The sequence below is a fragment of the Rhizobium sp. AB2/73 genome (assembly GCF_020871915.1).
Lineage (GTDB): Bacteria > Pseudomonadota > Alphaproteobacteria > Rhizobiales > Rhizobiaceae > Rhizobium > Rhizobium dioscoreae.
On record NZ_CP067072.1, the window covers coordinates 709,026 to 728,893 of the forward strand.

At 59.6% G+C, this 19,868-nt stretch carries 18 protein-coding genes and 1 riboswitch; of the genes, 11 read left to right on the plus strand and 7 right to left on the minus strand.

Going from position 1 to position 19,868, the window contains the following annotated elements; all coding sequences use genetic code 11:
* Positions 1-2: 2 nt before the first annotated feature.
* Complete coding sequence (gene oiaX / locus I8E17_RS22925; protein ID WP_112724422.1) at positions 3-1,262, minus strand: 3-oxo-isoapionate-4-phosphate decarboxylase OiaX; 1,260 nt, start codon at positions 1,260-1,262, stop codon at positions 3-5.
* A gap of 185 nt (positions 1,263-1,447) precedes the next feature.
* Here oiaX and I8E17_RS22930 point away from each other — a divergent pair, with 185 nt between their 5' ends.
* The 3 genes from I8E17_RS22930 to I8E17_RS22940 all read left to right on the plus strand — a co-directional run bounded on the left by I8E17_RS22930 (position 1,448) and on the right by I8E17_RS22940 (position 3,542).
* Positions 1,448-2,152: a transcriptional regulator NanR gene (locus tag I8E17_RS22930; RefSeq protein ID WP_069615499.1), complete on the plus strand. Its 705-nt coding sequence runs from the start codon at positions 1,448-1,450 to the stop codon at positions 2,150-2,152.
* Positions 2,153-2,255: 103 nt separating this feature from the next.
* Complete coding sequence (locus I8E17_RS22935) at positions 2,256-2,468, plus strand: hypothetical protein (RefSeq protein WP_069615500.1); 213 nt, start codon at positions 2,256-2,258, stop codon at positions 2,466-2,468.
* 201 nt (positions 2,469-2,669) lie between these two features.
* Entirely contained in the window at positions 2,670-3,542 is an 873-nt protein-coding gene (locus tag I8E17_RS22940; RefSeq protein WP_069615501.1) for an undecaprenyl-diphosphate phosphatase, read from the plus strand.
* A 77-nt stretch (positions 3,543-3,619) separates the two neighbouring features.
* On the opposite strand, the gene I8E17_RS22945 is transcribed toward I8E17_RS22940, so the two are convergent.
* Genes I8E17_RS22945 through thiM form a run of 4 tightly spaced genes read right to left on the minus strand, consistent with a single transcriptional unit; the run spans position 3,620 to position 6,634 of the window.
* Entirely contained in the window at positions 3,620-4,384 is a 765-nt protein-coding gene (locus I8E17_RS22945) for a 3-oxoacyl-ACP reductase (RefSeq protein ID WP_069615502.1), read from the minus strand.
* Complete coding sequence (thiD, locus tag I8E17_RS22950) at positions 4,381-5,202, minus strand: bifunctional hydroxymethylpyrimidine kinase/phosphomethylpyrimidine kinase (protein WP_069615503.1); 822 nt, start codon at positions 5,200-5,202, stop codon at positions 4,381-4,383. Before thiD ends, I8E17_RS22945 begins: the two co-directional genes overlap by 4 nt.
* On the minus strand, positions 5,199-5,834 hold the full coding sequence (gene thiE, locus I8E17_RS22955; RefSeq protein WP_069615504.1) for a thiamine phosphate synthase: 636 nt from the start codon (positions 5,832-5,834) through the stop codon (positions 5,199-5,201). Before thiE ends, thiD begins: the two co-directional genes overlap by 4 nt.
* Positions 5,831-6,634, minus strand: coding sequence for a hydroxyethylthiazole kinase (gene thiM / locus I8E17_RS22960; protein ID WP_069615505.1), 804 nt, complete (start codon positions 6,632-6,634; stop codon positions 5,831-5,833). Before thiM ends, thiE begins: the two co-directional genes overlap by 4 nt.
* A gap of 51 nt (positions 6,635-6,685) precedes the next feature.
* Positions 6,686-6,782: riboswitch (TPP riboswitch) on the minus strand.
* Between the two features lie 228 nt (positions 6,783-7,010).
* Between thiM and I8E17_RS22965 the strand changes: the two genes are divergently transcribed.
* From I8E17_RS22965 to I8E17_RS22975, 3 genes are all read left to right on the plus strand, one after another.
* Entirely contained in the window at positions 7,011-7,157 is a 147-nt protein-coding gene (locus I8E17_RS22965; protein ID WP_015342994.1) for a DUF1127 domain-containing protein, read from the plus strand.
* Positions 7,158-7,709: 552 nt separating this feature from the next.
* Positions 7,710-8,585 (plus strand): glutathione-dependent disulfide-bond oxidoreductase, encoded by an 876-nt coding sequence (gene yghU / locus I8E17_RS22970; RefSeq protein WP_069615506.1) that lies wholly within the window; start codon positions 7,710-7,712, stop codon positions 8,583-8,585.
* Between the two features lie 211 nt (positions 8,586-8,796).
* Positions 8,797-10,410 carry a hypothetical protein gene (locus I8E17_RS22975; RefSeq protein ID WP_069615686.1) on the plus strand — a complete coding sequence of 538 codons (1,614 nt, stop codon included), beginning with the start codon at positions 8,797-8,799 and terminating at the stop codon, positions 10,408-10,410.
* 49 nt (positions 10,411-10,459) lie between these two features.
* On the opposite strand, the gene I8E17_RS22980 is transcribed toward I8E17_RS22975, so the two are convergent.
* On the minus strand, positions 10,460-11,836 hold the full coding sequence (locus I8E17_RS22980; protein WP_069615507.1) for a sigma-54 dependent transcriptional regulator: 1,377 nt from the start codon (positions 11,834-11,836) through the stop codon (positions 10,460-10,462).
* On the minus strand, positions 11,833-13,710 hold the full coding sequence (locus tag I8E17_RS22985; RefSeq protein ID WP_069615508.1) for an ATP-binding protein: 1,878 nt from the start codon (positions 13,708-13,710) through the stop codon (positions 11,833-11,835). Before I8E17_RS22985 ends, I8E17_RS22980 begins: the two co-directional genes overlap by 4 nt.
* 218 nt (positions 13,711-13,928) lie before the next feature.
* Here I8E17_RS22985 and I8E17_RS22990 point away from each other — a divergent pair, with 218 nt between their 5' ends.
* The 5 genes from I8E17_RS22990 (at position 13,929) to I8E17_RS23010 (ending at position 18,993) form a co-directional block, all read left to right on the plus strand.
* On the plus strand, positions 13,929-15,257 hold the full coding sequence (locus I8E17_RS22990) for a dicarboxylate/amino acid:cation symporter (RefSeq protein ID WP_112724414.1): 1,329 nt from the start codon (positions 13,929-13,931) through the stop codon (positions 15,255-15,257).
* A 294-nt stretch (positions 15,258-15,551) separates the two neighbouring features.
* The gene (locus I8E17_RS22995; RefSeq protein ID WP_069615510.1) at positions 15,552-16,085 is read left to right on the plus strand and encodes an NUDIX hydrolase; all 534 of its coding nucleotides are present in this window, start codon (positions 15,552-15,554) and stop codon (positions 16,083-16,085) included.
* Positions 16,086-16,389: 304 nt separating this feature from the next.
* Positions 16,390-16,635: a helix-turn-helix transcriptional regulator gene (locus tag I8E17_RS23000; RefSeq protein WP_069615511.1), complete on the plus strand. Its 246-nt coding sequence runs from the start codon at positions 16,390-16,392 to the stop codon at positions 16,633-16,635.
* A gap of 700 nt (positions 16,636-17,335) precedes the next feature.
* A protein-coding gene (locus I8E17_RS23005; protein ID WP_219510925.1) for an IS3 family transposase occupies positions 17,336-18,555 on the plus strand; the annotation gives its coding sequence in 2 pieces (ribosomal slippage) (positions 17,336-17,672 and positions 17,672-18,555; 1,221 coding nt in all).
* Between the two features lie 93 nt (positions 18,556-18,648).
* Positions 18,649-18,993 (plus strand): DUF982 domain-containing protein, encoded by a 345-nt coding sequence (locus tag I8E17_RS23010; RefSeq protein ID WP_083258332.1) that lies wholly within the window; start codon positions 18,649-18,651, stop codon positions 18,991-18,993.
* Positions 18,994-19,868: the final 875 nt, after the last annotated feature.

The following is a 19,868-nucleotide window of genomic DNA, read 5'->3' on the forward strand; positions in this document are numbered from 1 at the left end:
TGTTAGGCGTCCTTGCCGTCACTGAATTTTGCGATCGAGGCGGCAAGTTCCGGATGATCCTTCGCATAGTCGGCAAGCGGTATGTCCGAAACCGCTGCCTGCCAGGCCTGCTGGATGGCGCGAACGCCGGCCGCCGGTCCGAAGGGATGGCTGACGATGCCGCCGCCGCAGAGATAGAGAAGGTCCGTCGTCCGGCCGGTGCGCTGGTAGGTTTCGGGCGCCTGGCCGCCCCATTGACCGGAGCCGGCGACAGGAAGCGGACAGTCGGATGGGTCGAAAAGCGGCGTGCTGATGGCCTTGAAGGATTCGACGAAGCTATCGTCCGGTTCCCAATATTTGACCCTGATGCCGTTGATCTGGAACTGGTCGACGCCGAGCAGGCGCCAGAACTGCTGGTACACTTTGAAATCCAGGCCGGCGCCGGGATGGCGCGTCAGCACATCCCAACCATTGCGATGCGCATGCAGGACGAGGCCGGAGCGCTTGCGCAGGAAGCTCATGCCGCCGAACCCGATAGAGTTTATGTTGACGACGGCGCAATTGCCGCCGGCCTTCAGCACGAGATCGTGGTTGCGCATCATCTCATCGGGATCGGCATGCGAAATGCCGAAGGCATACATGACCTTCTTGCCCGTCTTCTGCTCGTGATCGAGGATCAACGGCATGATGGCTTCGACGCGCTCTTTCAGCGGCGAATAGGCCGGGCTCATCAGCTTCTCGTCATCCTTGATGAAATCGACGCCCGAGCCGATCAGCTCGCCGACAAGCGCGGCCGTTTCCTCTGGCCGAAGACCGAGCGCGGGCTTGACGATCGTGCCGATGATCGGGCGACCGCTGACTCCGGTCAGACGCAAGCTGCCGGCAACCCCGAATTGCGGGCCGGGATGGGCATCACGGAAGGCCTCTGGCAGCTTCATATCGACGATACGGATGCCGGTCATGCCCTTGATCGAGAAGACGCCACCGATCGCGATCGTCATCAGCGCCGCAAGATCGGTGCCGATGGCATCCAGCGGGAAGGCGATATCGACATCGGCGCGGTGGATCGGGCCATGGCCCTCGGCCACCTCCGGCCAGGTTGGACGATCGGTGTAGGCAAGGGGGCGGATCTCTAGGACACGCGCGGCCACACGCGCCTTGAGCTCTTCCGTCTCGCCCGGCACGGCGACGAAGGTGCCTGTCGACTGATCGCTGGCGATCTTGCGAGCCATCGCCTCGATGCTGCCGGGTGTTTCGATACGGTAGGTGATGGTGATGGTCATGAGTGGATGAATGCTCCTCTCGCCGACGATTTTCGCGTGGCGCAAACTGGTGATCTGGTATAATGAGTATTCCAACTTCTGCAACGATTTTTTTGTCCGGTTGCAGATAAGGCGACTCGTATGGGCTTCCGCCATGGCGGCCAAAAATGCATAAGGGAGGAAAAGCTTTGGGAAAGCGGGATTCCATGAGCCAGCCAGTCGAACAAATTGTACGTCGAAAGTTATCCGATGAAGTATTCGACCGATTGGAACGGTTGATCACGTCGGGAGAGCTGAAGCCTGGCGATGAGATGCCGTCCGAGCGTGTTCTCATGGAACGCTTCGGTGTCGGGCGTCCGGCAATCCGGGAAGCCATGCAGGCACTTGCCAATATGGGGCTGGTCAACATTTCCCACGGCGAGCGTGCCAAGGTGCTTCAGTTGACGGCGAAGTCGATCTTCCGGCAGGTCGACCTCACCGCAAAGATCATGTTGTCGCAATCCTCCGATTCGCTCGAACAGCTGAAGAGTGCACGCATTTTCTTCGAGCGCGGCATGGCCCGCGAGGCGGCCCAGCGTGCAAGCAAGAAAGATGTCGCCGATCTCAATGAGATCATCGAGCGGCAGCGCGCGTCCCTCGGACATGCCGAGGACTTCATTTCTGCCGATATGCAGTTCCACACGCGCATCGCTCAGATTTCCGGCAATCCGATCTTCGCGGCTGTCAGCGAAGCGATGCTCGCATGGCTGAAAGCCTATCACACCGACATGCTGATCTGGACAGGCAAGGAAAAGTTCACCCTGGTCGAACATGAGGAAATCCTTGCGCGCCTGGCTGAAAACGATGCAGATGGCGCCGAGCAGGCAATGCTCAAGCATCTGGAAAGATCGCGCGCGCTCTACACAAAATGAACATCCGTTCTCGCTCCCGCACCGGCACGGCGCCTGGATGCCCCCTGTCGTAATTCCTCCCAAATCCCTATGGAATTATTGGTACTCAAATGAGGTGTGCGTGATGATTGATTTCTTTCAGCGAAACATGGCGCTCTTCCTAGCCGCTCTGATGACAGCAGTGGCCGTAACACTTTACAATCTGAGCTGCCTTCTGCTCAGGCATCATCATGCGCTGCTGCACAATTTGCATCATGCGGCAGGCGCCCTCGTCCTTCTTGCCGGCTTCTACACCATGATCCGCTACATGCAGTCCTTGCCGGATGATGAAGGCTAGAAAGACGCCAAACTCCGAAATTCGAACCGGCAATTTCAGATAGAGTTCAGCCTGCGCGGCTATATCCTCACCCTGTCCCGATGCGAAATCGGCGACGCGCTAACCAAGTGTTGCCAATTTCAAACCGGGAACCAGTTTCACAGCTAGTTCGTCGCACCACTCCGGTGCAAAGCCCCCATGAAAAACTGAGGATATCAAATCGTGGCTGATGTTTGTACGCAAGGCGTGGATACGGGCTTTGTCGCCCTGGGTTATGCCAAGATCGCAATTCTGGGCGTCGTGCAGGGATTGACCGAGCTGCTGCCGGTTTCGTCCACTGCCCATATGCGCCTGGTGCCGGCCTTGCTTGGCTGGCAGGACCCAGGTTCTGCCTTCTCGGCTACGATGCAGCTAGCAGCACTCGCCGCGATCGTCTCCTATTTCTGGAGCGACGTTCGCCACGTTACCTTCGGGTCGCTCGATGCCATCAGGCAAAGGGACTGGGGCTCTCCTTCCATTCGGCTTGCGATCGCCATCGTGATCGCGACCGTACCGATCGTGATCGCCGGTCTGCTGCTGTCATCCTCCCTGAATGCCTGTGGCGCCTCGCTCCGCAGCCTTTGGGTGATCGGTATCGCCTGCCTGGTCATGGGCCTGCTGTTGGCGATTGCGGAACTCTATAGCCGCCATCGGAAAGACATCGAGCAGATGACGCTGATCGATGCTCTGTTCGTCGGCATCACGCAGGTCGGTGCGCTTGTCCCCGGCGTTTCTCGCTCTGGTTCGACGCTGACCGGCGCGCTCTTCCTCGGATTGAAGCGCGAGGAAGCCGCACGATTCTCCTTCCTGCTCGGCTTGCCTGCCATTGCGCTTGCCGGCTTGAAGGAACTATATGAGCTACATAGGGCGCATATTCCGATGGAAGCCTGGTCGGTACTGCTCGTCGGGCTGATCGTCGGCAGCATATCCTCCTTCATCACCATCTGGGGGCTGATGCGCTTCCTGGAGCGCTTTTCGACCTGGCCTTTCGTCATCTACCGCATCCTGCTCGGCGCCGTCATCCTCTTTGGCGTGCTGACCATGGGCTGGGCCTGACTGGACTGATTTAGCGAGCTGCAGAGTTCAAAAGCGGCGCTGCTCTCGAGGGCAGCGCCTTTTTCGTTGCGGAGCGACTATCCGAAGACCAGGCCGCCATCGACGATCAGGTTCTGTCCGGTAACGGCCCGTGCCCAGGGGCTTGCAAAGAAAAGAACCGCATCGGCAACCTCGTGGGGCGTGGTGACGCGGCGCAGCGGCGTATTCGCGGCAATGATATCGAACACGGCTTCTGGGGTGGCGCTGCTCGCATCCGTCGTGCGCAGAAGGCCGCCGGAGACCATGTTGACGGTGATCCCCAACGGGCCGAGTTCGGCGGCAGCCGTGCGGGTCAGCGACAGCAATGCTGCCTTGGCGGCAGTATAGTCATGATAGGGTACCACCGGGTTCTGGAAAAGGTTGGTGCCGATCGTCACGATTCTTCCAAAGCCTGCCTGCGCCATCGCCGGCCGTGCAGCCTGTATCAGGTTCAACGCGCCCTGCAGCGCGGTTTCCAGCTGCCTGGTCATCTCGGTCCAGCTCAAGGCATCCAGCTTGGAACGCGCGTCACCGTTGAAGCTGAAATCAGCCAGCGCATTGTGGATGATGGTCGTCGGCGCGCCGAAATGCTCGGTCACCTCGAAGACGAGCCGCTTGGTGTCTTCGAGGTCGCGAATATCGGCTTGAAAGGCCTTGGCATGATCGCCGAGCTTTGCTGCGAGCGCCTCTGCGGTCTTGCGGCTGGCGCGATAGTTGACCGCCACCGTCGCACCTTCCCGGGCGAAGGCCGTCGCTATGGCAGCACCGAGGCCGCGTCCCGCACCGGAAACGATGACAATCTGATCTTTGAGTGACAGGCTCATTTCTCTGCTCCTTGTCTGTTTGGCCAGAGCGCATGGAAATGCTGCACAGGTCCATGGCCGCTTCCGACGGAAAGTTGACCTGCGGCAGCAACCGCGGCGGCGAGATAATTCTTGCCAACGGCGACAGCTTCGGGAAGCGACAGGCCCTTGGCGATCTCTGCCGCGATAGCGCTGGAGAGCGTGCAGCCCGTTCCATGCGTATTCTTGGTCGGCAGCCGCTCCGCCTCGAACCAGGTCACATGATCGCCGCTTGCGAGCACATCCGGGCTTTCATCCCCTTCGAGATGACCACCCTTGACGAGGACAGCCGAAGGTCCGAGCGCTGCGAGTGCACGCGCCTGACGCGCCATGTCTTCGCGGTCTTTCGCCTCCGCGTCATGCAACAGCGCAGCCGCCTCGGGCAGGTTCGGTGTAATGACGGTCGCCAGCGGCAGCAGCCGCGTGGTCAGCACGTCAACGGCATCGGCGGCGAGCAGGGCAGCGCCACCCTTGGCGATCATGACCGGGTCGAGGACGACGGGTGCATCGCGATGTCGCGCCAGAATGTCCGCGACGGCACTGGCGATGGCGGCATTGGCGATCATGCCGATCTTGACGGCGTCCACACGGATGTCGGCAAAGATCGCATTGATCTGGTCTGCCACGAAATGAGGGGGCACGGGATGAACGCCGGAGACGCCTTGCGTGTTTTGCGCGGTCAAGGCAGTCAGCGCTGCCATTCCATAAACGCCACGGGCGGAGAAAGCCTTCAGGTCGGCTTGAATGCCAGCGCCGCCGGAGGGATCGGAGCCGGCGATGGATAAGACATTGCGGATCATTGGCGAGCCTCCTTGATGGCGTTCGCGATGACAGTTGTCGCGGCTTGCGGGTCCGGTTGGCCGCATATGGCTGAGACGACCGCGAGACCATCGGCACCGGCTGAGTAAACGCTCGCGGCATGCTCTGCCTTGAGGCCGCCGATCGCGACTGACGGAACGAGGCATAGCCTGACGACGCGAGCAAGCCCGTCGAAGCCGATCGGCTGCTTGTGATCGGGCTTGGTGGGCGTGGCAAAGACCGGGCCGATCCCGGCATAGTCGACGATGCCGCGATCTATGGAGGAAGCGAGAGCTTCCGTTTCCACCGAGAGGCCGAGGATCATGTCTGGCCCGATCAGCCGGCGTGCTTCGGCGGCATTCATATCTTCCTGTCCGATGTGGAGGCCATCGGCGCCGATGGCGATGGCAGCCTCGACATTGTCGTTGACGATCAGCCGGACATTTGTTCCGTGCAGGATTTGCTTGAGGGCGCGGCCCGTCTCAATCATGGCGGCTGTCGGTGCATGCTTGTCGCGCAGCTGTACGATGGTGGCGCCGCCGGCAATGGCTGCGCGGGTGGTTTCAATCATACCGAGGTTGGCACACAGCACCGGGTCGAGGACGAGATAGAGCGAGAGATCGAAGTCTTTCATGCCGCCGATATCCCTGCATTGCGATCCAGCACTTCCGGGCTAAGGCCGGCGAGGGCGTCAAGGAAACGCCAGGAAAAGGAGCCTGGCCCGTCTGCAGCCGTTCCGGCCTGTTCGCCGGCGGCGGCAAAGACCGCGAGCGCCGCAACGGTCGCATCGAATGGATCATCCGGCGTTGCTGCAGCAAAGGCGCCGATAAGGCAGGTCAACGAGCAGCCGAGGGCCGTCACCTGCGGCATGAATGACGACCCGCCGGCGATGCGCTTTGCCCTCCGCCCGTCGGTCACGAAATCCGTAACGCCGGTAACTGCAACGACGCAGCCATGCTTTCCCGCCAATTGCCGGGCGGAATCTTCCGCCTGCTCGACGGTGTCGCGGCTATCGACGCCCTGGCCGCGGCTCGTGCCGCCGGCAAGCGCGATGATCTCGGACGCATTGCCGCGAACGATCGCGGGCCGCAGCTCCAGCAATTGGGCTACCGCCTTGCGACGAAACGCAGTCGCATAATGAGCGACGGGGTCGAGGACCCAGGGCTTGCCCGCCTCGCTTGCCGCCTGCGCTGCCTTCAGCATGCCCGCAAGCCAGCCGGACGAGAGCGTGCCGATATTGATCGTCAGCGCGCCGGAGATCGCGGCAAACTCGCCGGCCTCCTCTTCGGCATGTACCATTGCCGGCGATGCCCCGGCGGCAAGCATCACATTGGCCGCGATATTCATGGCGACGAAATTGGTGATGCATTGCACCAGCGGAGGGTTAGCCCGCATGGTGCGAAGCAGATTGCCTGCAGTTGTCTGGTCTTGCATATCGCCCCTTTCAGGCGGGCGAGACGCACAGGGACGACGTGCTGGTGCTTTACGAGGTCCCGAGCGACTCCCTCCGCCAGCATGATCTGGTTCAGGTTCGAAGGGTGCTTCTCAGCCCGCCGAATGGCGGACGCCCCTGTCTCTCATCTCTCTTCTTTTCGCAGACAATGACGGCGCTGTCACCAGCAAATCACAAAAGCCATGCTGGCGAGTGAGATCGCTGGCTTTCTCGGCGACCCATGCAATCGATGCATAGGTGGAGTGATCCCTTAGCTCTGCAAAAACCTGTGGGCTTCGACTATATATTTCTCATCGAAGCGACGGGAGCGCCAAGCACGGCCGCTCAGCTTCGAAAGCCCAAGGAAAGGGGATCATCATGAACGTAGCACGCTCTTTCAATAACTGGCGCAAGTATCGTCAGACGGTCGCCGAACTGGGCCGTATGTCCACGCGCGAACTGCATGACCTGGGTATCGATCGCGGCGAAATCCGCAATGTTGCCCGCGCAGCGATCGCTCGCTAACGGCCGCACCGGCTCCTTATAAAGCTGAATTATGCCAGCGCCTGTTCCCTTGAGCAGGCGCTTTTGCTTTATGGACATGACCGTTTCATTTCGCCGCGCTTGCTGAAGATTGCATCAATTTAGCTCTCTGCTTTTCGCATGGCGCATAACTGCCTTGCAAAGAAATGCCTATGAACTGAGCAAAAGACTGCTATGTTCTTCTCATCGAAGCGATGCATCTCCTCCCGCATCCCTTCGCTTGGCAGACGTCCTTATCCTCCTCCCAGGGACGCCTGCAAGAATAGCGGAACTCCTCCTCCCATCCGCTGTTCGGTTCTTGTAAAAAGCCTGCCGCTCCTCCTCCCGCGGCAGGCTTTTTCGTTTCATGGACCTCCAGAAGATTGGCAATGATCTAACTCGGTCGAGAAGCTTGCCGCAGGTGGCAGGAGCGCTTCCGCATTAAACAGTGCGCATTCTCCTCTCGCAAAAATGAAGAGCGGCCCCTATGTGCGACTTATGTAGCGCGCTACATCGAAGATCGCCCAAATTCGATTCCCGAAAAGGAGGATGCCCATGACCGGCTCTGCCGAATATACGCCGCCGAAAATCTGGACCTGGAACAAGGCCAATGGCGGCCAGTTCGCCAATATCAATCGCCCGATTGCCGGCCCGACTCACGAGAAAGAACTGCCGGTGGGACGTCATCCCCTTCAGCTCTATTCGCTTGGAACGCCGAATGGCGTCAAGGTCACGATCATGCTCGAAGAGCTGCTGGCACTTGGTCACAGCGGCGCGGAATATGATGCCTGGCTGATCAAGATCGGCGAGGGCGATCAGTTCGGCAGCGGTTTCGTCGATGTCAATCCGAACTCGAAGATCCCCGCCCTGCTCGACCGCAGCGGCCCGAAGCCGGTCCGCGTTTTCGAATCGGGCTCGATCCTGGTGTATCTCGCCGAGAAATTCGGCGCCTTCCTGCCGAGCGAGCAGCCGGCGCGTGCCGAATGCCTTTCCTGGCTGTTCTGGCAGATGGGAAGCGCCCCCTATCTCGGCGGCGGCTTTGGTCATTTCTACGCCTATGCGCCGACGAAGATCGAATATGCGATCGACCGCTTTGCCATGGAGGTGAAGCGTCAGCTCGACGTGCTCGATCGTCGGCTGGCCGAAAGCGAATATATCGCCGGCAGCGACTATACGATCGCCGATATCGCCATTTGGCCGTGGTACGGCGGCTTGGTCAAAGGCTGGCAATATGGCGCAGCCGAGTTCCTGCAGGTGCAGGATTACAAGAATGTTCAGCGCTGGGCAGAGCAAATCTACGCGCGTCCTACCGTCAAGCGCGGCCGCATGGTCAACCGCATGTCGGGCGATCCGTCCGAGCAGCTGCGTGAGCGCCACGATGCCAGCGACTTCGAGACGAAGACGCAGGATAAGCTGGAAGCTGCCGGCTGATAGGCAGATTTGCGCGTTATTTCTTTGGACCGCGGTCTCCGGATCGCGGTTTTTTTATTGGCTTTGCCGGCGATCTTAATGGGGCGACCAAGTCAGCCTCGCTCCATCTTGTCGGGTCTAATGTCTCGCTGCCGAGGCTTTGTCGCCCGGCAGAAAACGCAAGGCGCTCCTGCAATGCGTTTTACCGATGACGCAAAAGGACTACTTCTCCATGCAGCAAGTTGCTGACGATAATGCCCTGGATAACAATGTCATCGCAGGCGCGTCGTCGCGGCAATCGAGTGGGGAAAGAGAGGCGCTTTTGAAGTGCCTGGTGTCCGGCGGCGACGAGCGACTGGATTGCGATGTCGTCAGCGGCCTCAATATGTACGGTTACGGCCCGGCACCTCGTCCGAGCGACCTCGCTTTTGGCTCTTCCACCGCATCGACCATTTCCGCCGCTGCCTTTGCCGAAGTCGAAAGCTACTACGCCGATCTGGTCCGCGAAATGGAAACCGGATCGGCGGCAGCCATCTATGAGCGTGAAATTGGACGAGTACGTCGAGATCTCCTGCGGCTGCTCGGTCTCAACCAGGTCGCCGGACAACCGCATATCAACGCGATCCTGGCCACGTCAGGCACGGACATCCACCTTTTTTCGGCCGCGCTGTTGGCGAGCGAGGATGAACGCACGCTGATGACCATCACACTGATGGGGAACGAGACAGGCAGCGGCGTCATGACGGCGTCGTCGGGGCGGCATTTCATGAACCGCGTCAGCAGCGATCGCGCCGTCGCCAAGGGTGAGGAATTGCGGGCGGGCGACGCGACGCGCAACGCCACCATTGCTGTGCGCAACAAGGATGGCTCTCTTCGCACCGAGAGCGAAGTGGAGGGGGAGTTGCGCGGCCTCATCGAGCTTGCCCGCGCAGCCGGCCTCAGATGCCTGCTCGTGGTAACGGATGTCTCGAAGACCAGCCTGCTGGCGCCGAGTCTCGAAACCGTTCTGCGTCTGAAGGAACGCTTCGGCATGGTGCTGGACATCATGATCGATGCCTGCCAGTTTCGCCTGTCGGCGGCGACGATCCGCGCCTATCTCGCCCATGGCTTCATGATCGCGCTCACGGGTTCGAAATTCCTTGCCGGACCGATTTTCAGCGGGGCGCTTCTCTGCCCGCCACAAATGTCGGAACGCTTCAAATCGTGCGTACTGCCGGCGGCCTTGGCGGATTATTGCGGAAAGGCAGAGTGGCCGGAGGGCTGGGCCGCTCGCGATATCTTGCCGGATAGCGCCAATTTCGGCCTGCTGCTACGCTGGAAAGCCGCGCTGTTCGAACTCGGACGTTTTCTGGATATTCCTGAAGATCGCGTGGTCGTCGTTTTGTCGGCCTTTGCCGACGCCGTCTCTGATCGTCTTGCGAACGATCCGGCTTTTGAACCGTTGCAGAGCCGGCCATTGGATCGACGCGAACTGTGGGGCGCATCATCGGCTCTTCGCTGGGACGAGATTCCCTCGATATTTTCGTTCTACCTGCGCAATTGCACGGATGGCGCGATGCTGAGTGCGACGGAAATGGCGGCGATCTACAAGGAGCTGGCCATCGACGGTGATGGGGTTGCGTCCGTGCGTCTCGGGCAGCCCGTTCGCTGCGCCGATTTTGGTGATGTACCGGCAAGTGCCCTTAGAATTTGTTTGAGCGCCCCGCTGGTCGTGGCTGCTTCCAAGAGCGATGAAGCGCTTGCGACCGTGATCGTGCAAGCGATGCTGGTTCTGGATCGCACCGCCGAGGCAGCGGCTCGACTAAGCGCCGGTTCCAACACCAGGGAGATGCGCCGCAGCGCCTGAAGTTCACACGAGACGGCTTCAGCTGGCGCTGCCACTATTTCACAGCGCATCACGAACCTCGGCGCTCGTCCCCGTCAAAACCAGCGAAATCGCCTCTGACGATGCCGTGCCGCTGGAGCTTGTCATAGAAGGTCTTCCTGGGAATGCCGAGCGCTTCGATGGTGCGGCGCACATCGCCATTGTTCTGCGACAGGGTTTCGCGGATGAGTTCGGCTTCGTAACGTTCTACTCGAACCGGCAACGGCAAACCTTCGTCCGCCGCCGGCACCTCGTCGGATTTTGCGGTTGTTGCCGATTCGAGGCCGAGCACGAAGCGCTCGGCAAAATGCGAGAGTTCGCGAACGTTGCCCGGCCAGTCGTGCTGCTGCAGATGGCGGCGCACTGCTGTCGATAGGGCCGGCACCTCGCGCTTGAAGCGGCGGGCGGCGCGATCGGCAAAATGGCCAAAGAGCAGGGGGATGTCATCGCGCCGTTCACGCAGTGGCGGAATGGAAAGTGTGACGACATTGAGACGGTAATAGAGATCCTCGCGAAAATCGCCGCGTTGGCGAGGATCGGCGAGATCGACCTTCGCCGCTGCCACGACGCGAAGATCGACAGGGCGGACTTCGTTGGTGCCGAGCGGCGTCACCTCGCGCATCTCAAGCACGCGCAGCATCTGCACCTGGATCGCCGGTGGCATGCTTTCGATCTCGTCGAGAAACAGGGTGCCGGAGCTGGAATGCTCGATGCGCCCAACGCGCCTCTTCTGCGCGCCGGTAAAAGCGCCTGGCTCATGGCCGAACAGCTCGCTCTCGATCACGGTTTCGGGCAGGGCACCGCAGTTCAGCGCAACGAAATTGCCCTTCGCGCGCCGGCTCCAGCGATGCAGCAGACTCGCCACCACTTCCTTGCCGCTGCCGGTCTCGCCCGTGACAAGCACATCGACATCCGTATCGGCGATCTGCCGCAGCGTATAGCGTAGCCGCTCGATGGCGGGTGTCTGGCCAATCAGGGGCAGATCGCCTTGCGCCTGCTCCGCCGCTTGCCGCAATGCCCTATTCTCCAGGATGAGCCTTCGTTTCTCAGCCGCGCGTCGCACGCTTTGCACCAGCCGATCCGTGGCGAAAGGCTTCGCGATGAAATCATAGGCGCCGTCCTGGATCGCCTGCACCGCCATCGGAATATCGCCATGACCCGTCATGAGAATGACCGGCAGGTCGGCGTCGAGCGTCTTGATGCGGGCAAAGAGCTGCTGTCCATCCATCTGCGGCATGCGGATATCGGAGACGACGACACCCGCAAAATCGGCATCGAGAACAAGAAGCGCTTCGCCCGCGGCAGAGAAGGCCGATACAGCGAAACCAGCCAATTCCAGCGTCTGTTTCGTCGCCCTCAACAGATCCTTGTCGTCGTCGATGAGGAAAACGGGGGAACTCTCGCTCATGATGTGGCCTTGCGCAAATGGACGGTGAAACGTGTGCCGTTACCGTTGCTCTCGACATCGATTCGGCCGCCATAGTCGACGACGATATCTTTTGAAATGACGAGACCAAGGCCGAGGCCCTTTTCCTTGGACGTATTGAAGGGGGCAAAAAGTGATTCGAGGATCACCGCCGGAATGCCGGGACCGTTGTCAGAAACCACGACCTCGACTTCCTCCGAAGTTTCATGCACCGACACCTCCACCTTGGCCTGATCGCGGCCTTCCAGGGCTTCCAGAGCATTTTGAAAGAGGTTGATCAGCACTTGTTCCAGCCGGATGCGCGTGCCGACAACACCGAGCCCCGTTGGGGGCAACTCGATCTTCAACGCATCCAGGCGGCCGGCAAAGCGGCTCCTCAGCAGAACCACGGCTCCTTCGATTACGCTTCTGAGGTCGACCGGCTCCGGTGCGGTCCTTCCCTTGCGGGCGAAGGCTTTCAGTTCTTCGGTGATCGTGCCGATACGCTCGGTCAGCGCCGCGATCGCAGAAAGGTTTTCCTTCACCGGCTCTGTCTGCTGCCGATCAAGGAAGACATTGGCATTCTCCGCGTAGGCGCGGATCGTCGCGACCGGCTGGTTGATTTCGTGGGCGACGCCGGCGGCGACCTGCCCCAGGATGGCAAGGCGATTGGCCTGCACGAGATCCTGCTGCACGCCTTGCAGCTTGGCTTCCGTCGCACGGTGGTCGGCAATTTCAGCCTCCAGCCGGTCGCGGGCCCGGCTGAGATCCTCCGTGCGCTCAAGAACCCGGCGTTCCAGCTCCTCACGTGCGATCCTGCTGACGGCGATCTGCATGGCGGAAACATCGCGGCGGCGCAGCAGGAAAGCGGCGAATGCGAGGATCGGCAGAAGGACGGTCAAGGTAAGGAAGCGCGTCTCGCGCACGGACGAGGCGATCGCCTGATCGGTCGGGATCAAGTAGCCAAGCTGCCAGGGTGTCGATGGAACGGCGACCGTCAGCCGCAAATATTCCGCAGCGCTGCTTCCAGGCAAAATGGCGCGCACGATGGTTGCATCCGGACCGACTTTTTCGGCATGGCTGACCGGAAGGGGCGAAAGCGGTGCCGCACCGAACTGCAGGCTTTTTCGAATGGCGTCGGCTTCCTCGCGCGCAAGAGGGGTGGTCGTCATGAAGCGCCATGAGGGCAGGCTGGTGATGAGCACGACACCGCGTTCGTCGGTCACGTAAGCGGGGCGACCGGTCTCGCTCCAGTCGGCCTCCAGCTGATCGAACTCCATCTTCACCACAACGACACCAAGCGCAGAGCCGACATCGCCGACGCGTCGGGAAATGTAGAGACCGGGACGGTTGCTGACCGTGCCGAGCGCATAATGCTCGGCAGTTCCGGCTTCCATGGCTTTGCGGAAGTAGTCACGGAAGGAATAGTCGTTCCCAACGAAGCTCAGCGGCTCGCGCCAGTTGCTGGAGGCCATCGCAACGCCGTCCTTGCCGGTGACGTAGAGGACGGATGCGCTGGTGCCGGTGACGAGACTTTCGAGCTTGCGATCCAGAGCGACGACATCGTCGATGTGCTTGTCGGCGAGCGCATCTCGCACCTGCTGATCATCGGCCAGCAGTAACGGCAAAGCGCGCGGACGTTCGAGGACCGCGCGCAGCAGGGCAACCTTGAGGTTCGCATCCGTGTGCCCCTGCCTCTGCAGCGTTTCTATTGCCGAGAGCCGTCCATAGAAATTCGCGCCGTAAAGGCCAGCCGCAATGATGGCCGCACTTAGAAACGCGAACACGAACCAGACCCGGCGGGAGCGCCGGCCCAGTTGCTCGGGCGTTGGAAATCGTTCGTTGGCCGGGCGCTGCAGCATTGCCGTATTGTGCATGATTTCGCGCGCACCGCAATTCGATCTGTGCGGATAGTCGCACACAACAATGGTCTTGGATCAGCGGCGAAAATTAAAACTTAACAAAAGCAATGCGTTAAGATCAAGGCGCGCATCTGGCACGGTCATTGCAACAGGAGACGAAACAGTCGGAGGCTGTTGAATTCTAGTCGTCGCCCGGAGGGCCGAGAGATCGGTTGGGCTTAACGGAGGACATCATGATTGCTCCCATCGCTGCCGCGGAAACGCGCGCCAAGGTTCCTTTTTACCGGCACCTCTATGTGCAGGTTCTCACCGCCATCGCCGCCGGCATTCTGCTTGGTCACTATTATCCGCAGCTCGGCACATCGTTGCAGCCGCTCGGCGACGCCTTCATCAAGCTGGTGCGCATGGTCATCGCGCCCGTCATCTTTCTGACGGTCACGACCGGCATCGCCGGCATGTCGGACCTGAAGAAATTCGGCCGTGTCGTCGGCAAGTCGTTCATCTACTTCCTGACCTTCTCGACCTTGGCGCTGATCGTCGGTCTCATCGTTGCCAACGTCGTGCAGCCGGGCGCAGGCATGCACATCAATCCGGCGACGCTGGATACCAAGGCCGTCAACAACTATGCGGCGCAGGCCCATGATGCGTCGGTCGTCGGCTTCCTGATGAACATTATTCCGGATACGATCGTTGGCGCTTTCGCCAAGGGCGATATTCTCCAGGTGCTGTTCTTCTCGGTCGTCTTCGGCATTGCGCTTGGCGCTGCCGGCGAACGCGGCCGCCCGGTGACGGATTTCCTCCAGGCACTGACCACGCCGATCTTCCGCATGGTTGCCCTGCTGATGAAGTTTGCTCCCATCGGTGCCTTCGGCGCCATGGCCTTCACTATAGGCAAGTATGGTATCGGCACGATCGCCAATCTGGCCTTCCTGATCGGCACCTTTTACGCCACCTCGCTGCTGTTCGTTCTCGTCGTGCTCGGGGCCGTCGCCCGCTATAACGGCTTCTCGATCCTGGCGCTGATCCGCTATATCAAGGAAGAGCTGCTGCTGGTGCTCGGCACCTCGTCGTCTGAAGCCGCATTGCCGGGCCTGATGAACAAGATGGAGCGAGCAGGCTGCAAGCGCTCCGTGGTCGGCCTCGTCATCCCGACGGGCTATTCCTTCAATCTCGACGGCACCAATATTTATATGACACTGGCGGCATTGTTTATCGCCCAGGCAACCGATACGCCGTTGTCGCTGGGGGATCAGGTCCTGCTGCTGCTGGTGGCGATGCTGAGCTCCAAGGGTGCCGCCGGAATCACCGGTGCGGGCTTCATCACGCTTGCCGCCACCCTTGCCGTCGTGCCTTCGGTTCCGATCGCCGGCATGGCGCTGATCCTCGGCATCGACCGATTCATGTCGGAGTGCCGCGCTTTGACCAATTTCGTCGGCAATGCGGTAGCCACGGTCGTTGTTGCCCGCTGGGAAAACGAACTCGACCAAACCAAGTTTGCCGCCGCCATGGCGGGGCAATTGAGCGAAGAAATCGAGGTGCCTGCCCTGCAGGCAGCCGAATAAACTTCGCATGTCCTCCCAAGGATGAAACGGCCCTTTCGGGGGCCGTTTTTCGGTTCCGTGCCGTTCGATCACAGTTTCGTGTAGCACTCTCGGATGGCTGATCCTTCCGCATCATCAACAGCCGCCTTCATAAAACTGTCACCGCAGCGGCTCACAGCATCATACGGACAGTTGTGAATTTCGACGAAACCCAAGCGAGCAGGAGAGCAGCGTGTCACAGACGATTTTTGTGAGCGCGAGCCGGCCAGTTTCGAGGGGCGGGTGCGTCGATCAACCGTGTCGCGAGTAGCGCACATGGCTTTCTCACTTTCAGCGCAGCAAAAAGCCTTGCAACGGTCGGAGAGCTTTCTGTCCGAACTTGCCGCTCATGCGGACGAGTTGCTGCACCGCCAGGTCCATGAGCAATATGCGGCCATTTGCTACAGGAAGGTGCCCGAAGACGACGATGCCGAGATGCTCGTCGTCACAAGCCGGGAAAGCGGCCGATGGGTCGTTCCCAAGGGCTGGCCGATCAAGGGCAAGAAGCCGCATGAGGTTGCCGCCATTGAAGCTTATGAAGAAGCCGGCGTGCGCGGCAAGGTGAAGAAAAAGCCCTTTGGCTATTTTACCTATCTGAAGCAGCTTGCCGACGGTAGCCGCGTTCCCTGCATTGTCCAACTGCATCTGCTGGAGGTCGACCAAACGCTCCAGGACTTTCCGGAGCGAGGCCAGCGCTGCGTCGAATGGGTTTCCTTCATCGAGGCAGCCAATCGTGTGCGTGAACCGGAACTCAAGGGGCTCCTGCTTGAGGCCGGGCGGAAGGTGCGCAAGGCAAAAGGCAAGAAATGATCTTCATGGTCAAAGGGTGACGTTTACAGCAGGCCAGGCGGCGACCATCCTACAGGGCGGCGCGCAGCACGCTCATTCCACCGTAACCGTGACGTGTTGTCGCTATCACAGAATATTAAATCGCGACATTAGCCGAGAGCCAGACGATTGGCAGCTATGCGCTTCCGTGCTTGCCCTCGCCGCATTGATGCCTATATTGACGCAGCGTTCGGCCGTGTCTGTTTAGGTCGATGTGCCTCATGGCTGCAATAGCTGCCTTCACCCGGCAACGAATTGGCCGGCGGACGTTGGAAGGAGAAATTTCATGTCCATTACTCCGAATAATATCGATAGTTCAAAGGTTTCGATGGTTCCTCATGGCGAGATTGCTGCTGCTGTGCGGCAGGCGCGTGAAGCCATCGGTTACACGATTGACGACCTCTCGGAGACCTGTGGTCTGACCAGTGAGGAGATCACGGAAATCGAGGCTGGTGCCGAGGCCGATCCGGCGAAACTTCGCCGCATTGCCACCGCATTGCAGGTTCCGCCATCGACTTTCTTCATCGTCTGAACAGGCGGCGCACTTCGGTGCGCCCCTTCAATTTGGCGGCTCGCATTTCGCCATTGGCTTCCCACGCCGATCATCGCAATCGAAGAGCGTATCATCTCGCTTTAGCAGGCACACGGGCTTGCAATGCTTCCGGCACCGAAAGCTGCCGGAATGGCAATCGCAGATGGATGTGCGACATTTGAAGATACCTATGCAGCTATAGAGGTAGGTGTGACTGCCGCATCGAAGAGATGCAGCTTCCATCACAGGACCATCCGTCGGCCTTTTAAGCGAAAATTTCCATATTTATACATTGAAAATAAGCCAATATCGTCTGGTTTTGTGAGTATTTTCGCTTTCCGTTGTCGCGATACTGGTCAAATTCGTTTCAAAGTTTTAATCTATACCGGTCAATTGTGTTTATTAGTAGTACTTTTGCCGATGCAACATACCGCTGCTATGCAGTGGGATAGGTTTGATGGCATTTATCGGGACAGATCGGCATGGGGCGGAATGATAAGAGTTTTGGCGCCGACCTCGATAACGGTGCACAGTTTATTAATTCGGTCCCTGATGATGTTTTCACTCCTCAAACGAACGTAGGTAGCCACCTGGCCTCGCCGCCGGAACCGCAGGCGGGAGAGGGGAGGCTGAATTAGCCCCCGAAAGGCCCGGACATGCTCCCCCACTTAGCTAAGTGGGTAGGAGTAATGTTGGTAATATGACTGGTAGCAATTTTAAGATGGAAGTTCTCTCCGGGCCGGAACGTCGGCGGCGCTGGAGCACGGCAGAGAAGCTGGCGATCATTCAAGAGACCTACGAGGCGGACGCAACGGTGAGCATCGTCGCGCGTCGGCACGGCATCCAGCCGAACCAGTTGTTCGCCTGGCGCAAGCTGGCATCCCAGGGAGCACTGACGGCGACGGCCGCCGAAGAGGAGGTCGTTCCGGCATCCGAATACCGGGCGCTTCAGGCCCAGGTTAAGGAGTTGCAACGCCTGCTGGGCAAGAAGACGATGGAGAGCGAAATCCTCAAGGAAGCCCTCGAAATCGCCGGTGGCCCAAAAAAACGGATGTTGCGCTCGATCTCTCTGCCGAGAGGGATTTTGGAATGAAGACCATCTGCGAAACCTTGGGTGTCGCCCGCTCGAATATCGCTGCGCGTGCCACGGGTTCCCCTTCCAGAGCCAGAGGACGGCCGCCACTCCCGGATCGGGAGCTGGTGGAAGAAATCAGGGCCGTCATCGCCGACATGCCCACCTACGGCTATCGGCGGGTCCATGCCATCCTGCGCCGGAATGCCCGCGAACAGGGGCGTTCGTGGCCCAACGCCAAGCGCGTCTATCGGGTCATGAAGCTGCACAACCTGCTTCTGGTGCGCCACACCGGAGCGGTCGATGATCGCCGCCACGATGGTCAGGTCGCTGTCGAACGCTCCAACATCCGATGGTGCTCGGACGGCTTCGAGATCGGCTGCGACAACAAGGAGAAGGTCCGTGTCGCCTTCGCCCTCGACTGCTGCGACCGTGAGGCAATCGCCCATGTCGCCACCACGGAGGGCATCAAGAGCCAGGACGTGCAGGACCTCGTGATCACCGCCGTCGAGAACCGCTTCGGTCGCATCAACATGTTGTCCGAGCCCATCGAATGGCTCACCGACAACGGTTCGTGCTTCGTCGCCAGGGATACCGCATCCTTGCTCCGCGACATCGGCATGGAGCCGTGCACGACGCCCGTGCGCAGCCCGCAATCGAACGGCATGGCCGAGGCCTTCGTCAAAACCTTCAAGCGCGACTACGTCGCGGTGAACCCCACCCCGGATGCCGAAACCGTCATCGCGCAACTGCCGCTCTGGTTCGAGCACTACAACAATCTTCACCCGCACAGTGCTTTAGGATATCAATCACCGCGCGAGTTCATCAGCTCGCAATCTCAAACCTGAGCATGTCCGGTCTTTTGGGGGCAACTCCAGAGGCTGAACCGGGCGCCGGACGAAAAAGACAAGCTCACGGCCCTGGATAGGATTGCTCGGGATATGACCTTGCTGGCCACGCTGGTGACGAGGCGCCGGCATGCAAAATCCGAAAACGCCGCCGATCAAGATCAATCAACATCATTTGACGCCTCGGATGAGCCCGCAGAGCTGGCATTCGCGCCGCTCGGAATTGCAGCGCAGAATGGGGACGAGATTCACTCCATCAATTCGATCGCACAGGCCATCGAATATCTGACGACGAAATGGCCGATACGCTACGGCGATGCGTTTGAAGAAGCATTGCAGGCCTGCGTCGACGGCGTCAAAGGCAGAGTTTCACCCGAACAGGTTCGCTCTGCCTTCCTCAAGGCGGCTGACGCCGCCCGCATGCGTGTAATTCCCTGAGGCGATTAAAACCTGTCGGTTTGTTTGAGTTTGCAGCCATGCGAACAAGCAGGCGTCCTGGAGCATGCCGGGATAAAAGCAACTAACTGGCGAGTTGTGCTTGTTGCAAGCAAGGAGGCCCGACCGCTGCTTGAAGCAAGGCAACCAGGCCTCCCGACCATCGCAAATTGGCGGTTGCGATAGTTCCAAAGATGTGGCTTGTCGCCGCTACATCGTCCATACGGAAAGCGGCGCGGGAGGTCTGATTGCGCCCGGCGTCGGAAAGTCGATTTCATAGTAAGCCAATGCCTAATACCATCAGGCCGAATGTTTCGGAATGCTACAGCGGCAACATGATCGCTCTGCCTGTCTTCCTGGGCGCTGTAGTGGAGATTGACACACCAAATATTTGCAGGCCGTGATTTGCCAGCACGCTCTTCATCGTTTGTCCGTTCATAGGGAGAGGAGTTGGGCGCAGTTGGGGGACCTGACGTTCCTTCTAGGGGTCCGCCCCGTCAGGCCTCCCAGCGCAGCAGATGAATATCTGCGGTAGCGATAAAAACTCGCAGAACGGCGTCCTGCCTGTCTATATCGAAAGCGACACATCACACCCGATTGCGTCACCCGGAAGCCGCCGCGGCCGGAGGCCTTTGCGAACGAAGCGAAATTGCCGCGCTTGGTTTCATACATTCTGCGTCCGCGGCAGACGCGAAGCCATCCATCTCATTCTGGTTATATTGTTTTTGCCGCCGCGATTCCGACATTTTGCGGTGCGTCAAAGTATAGAATCAATATTCTCTCAATACATATTGCGACAAAACTATACAAATAAAGCTTGTATCTCACAAATATTTATTAGTGACTGCGTATTTACAGTTATAATCACGTCTATATTA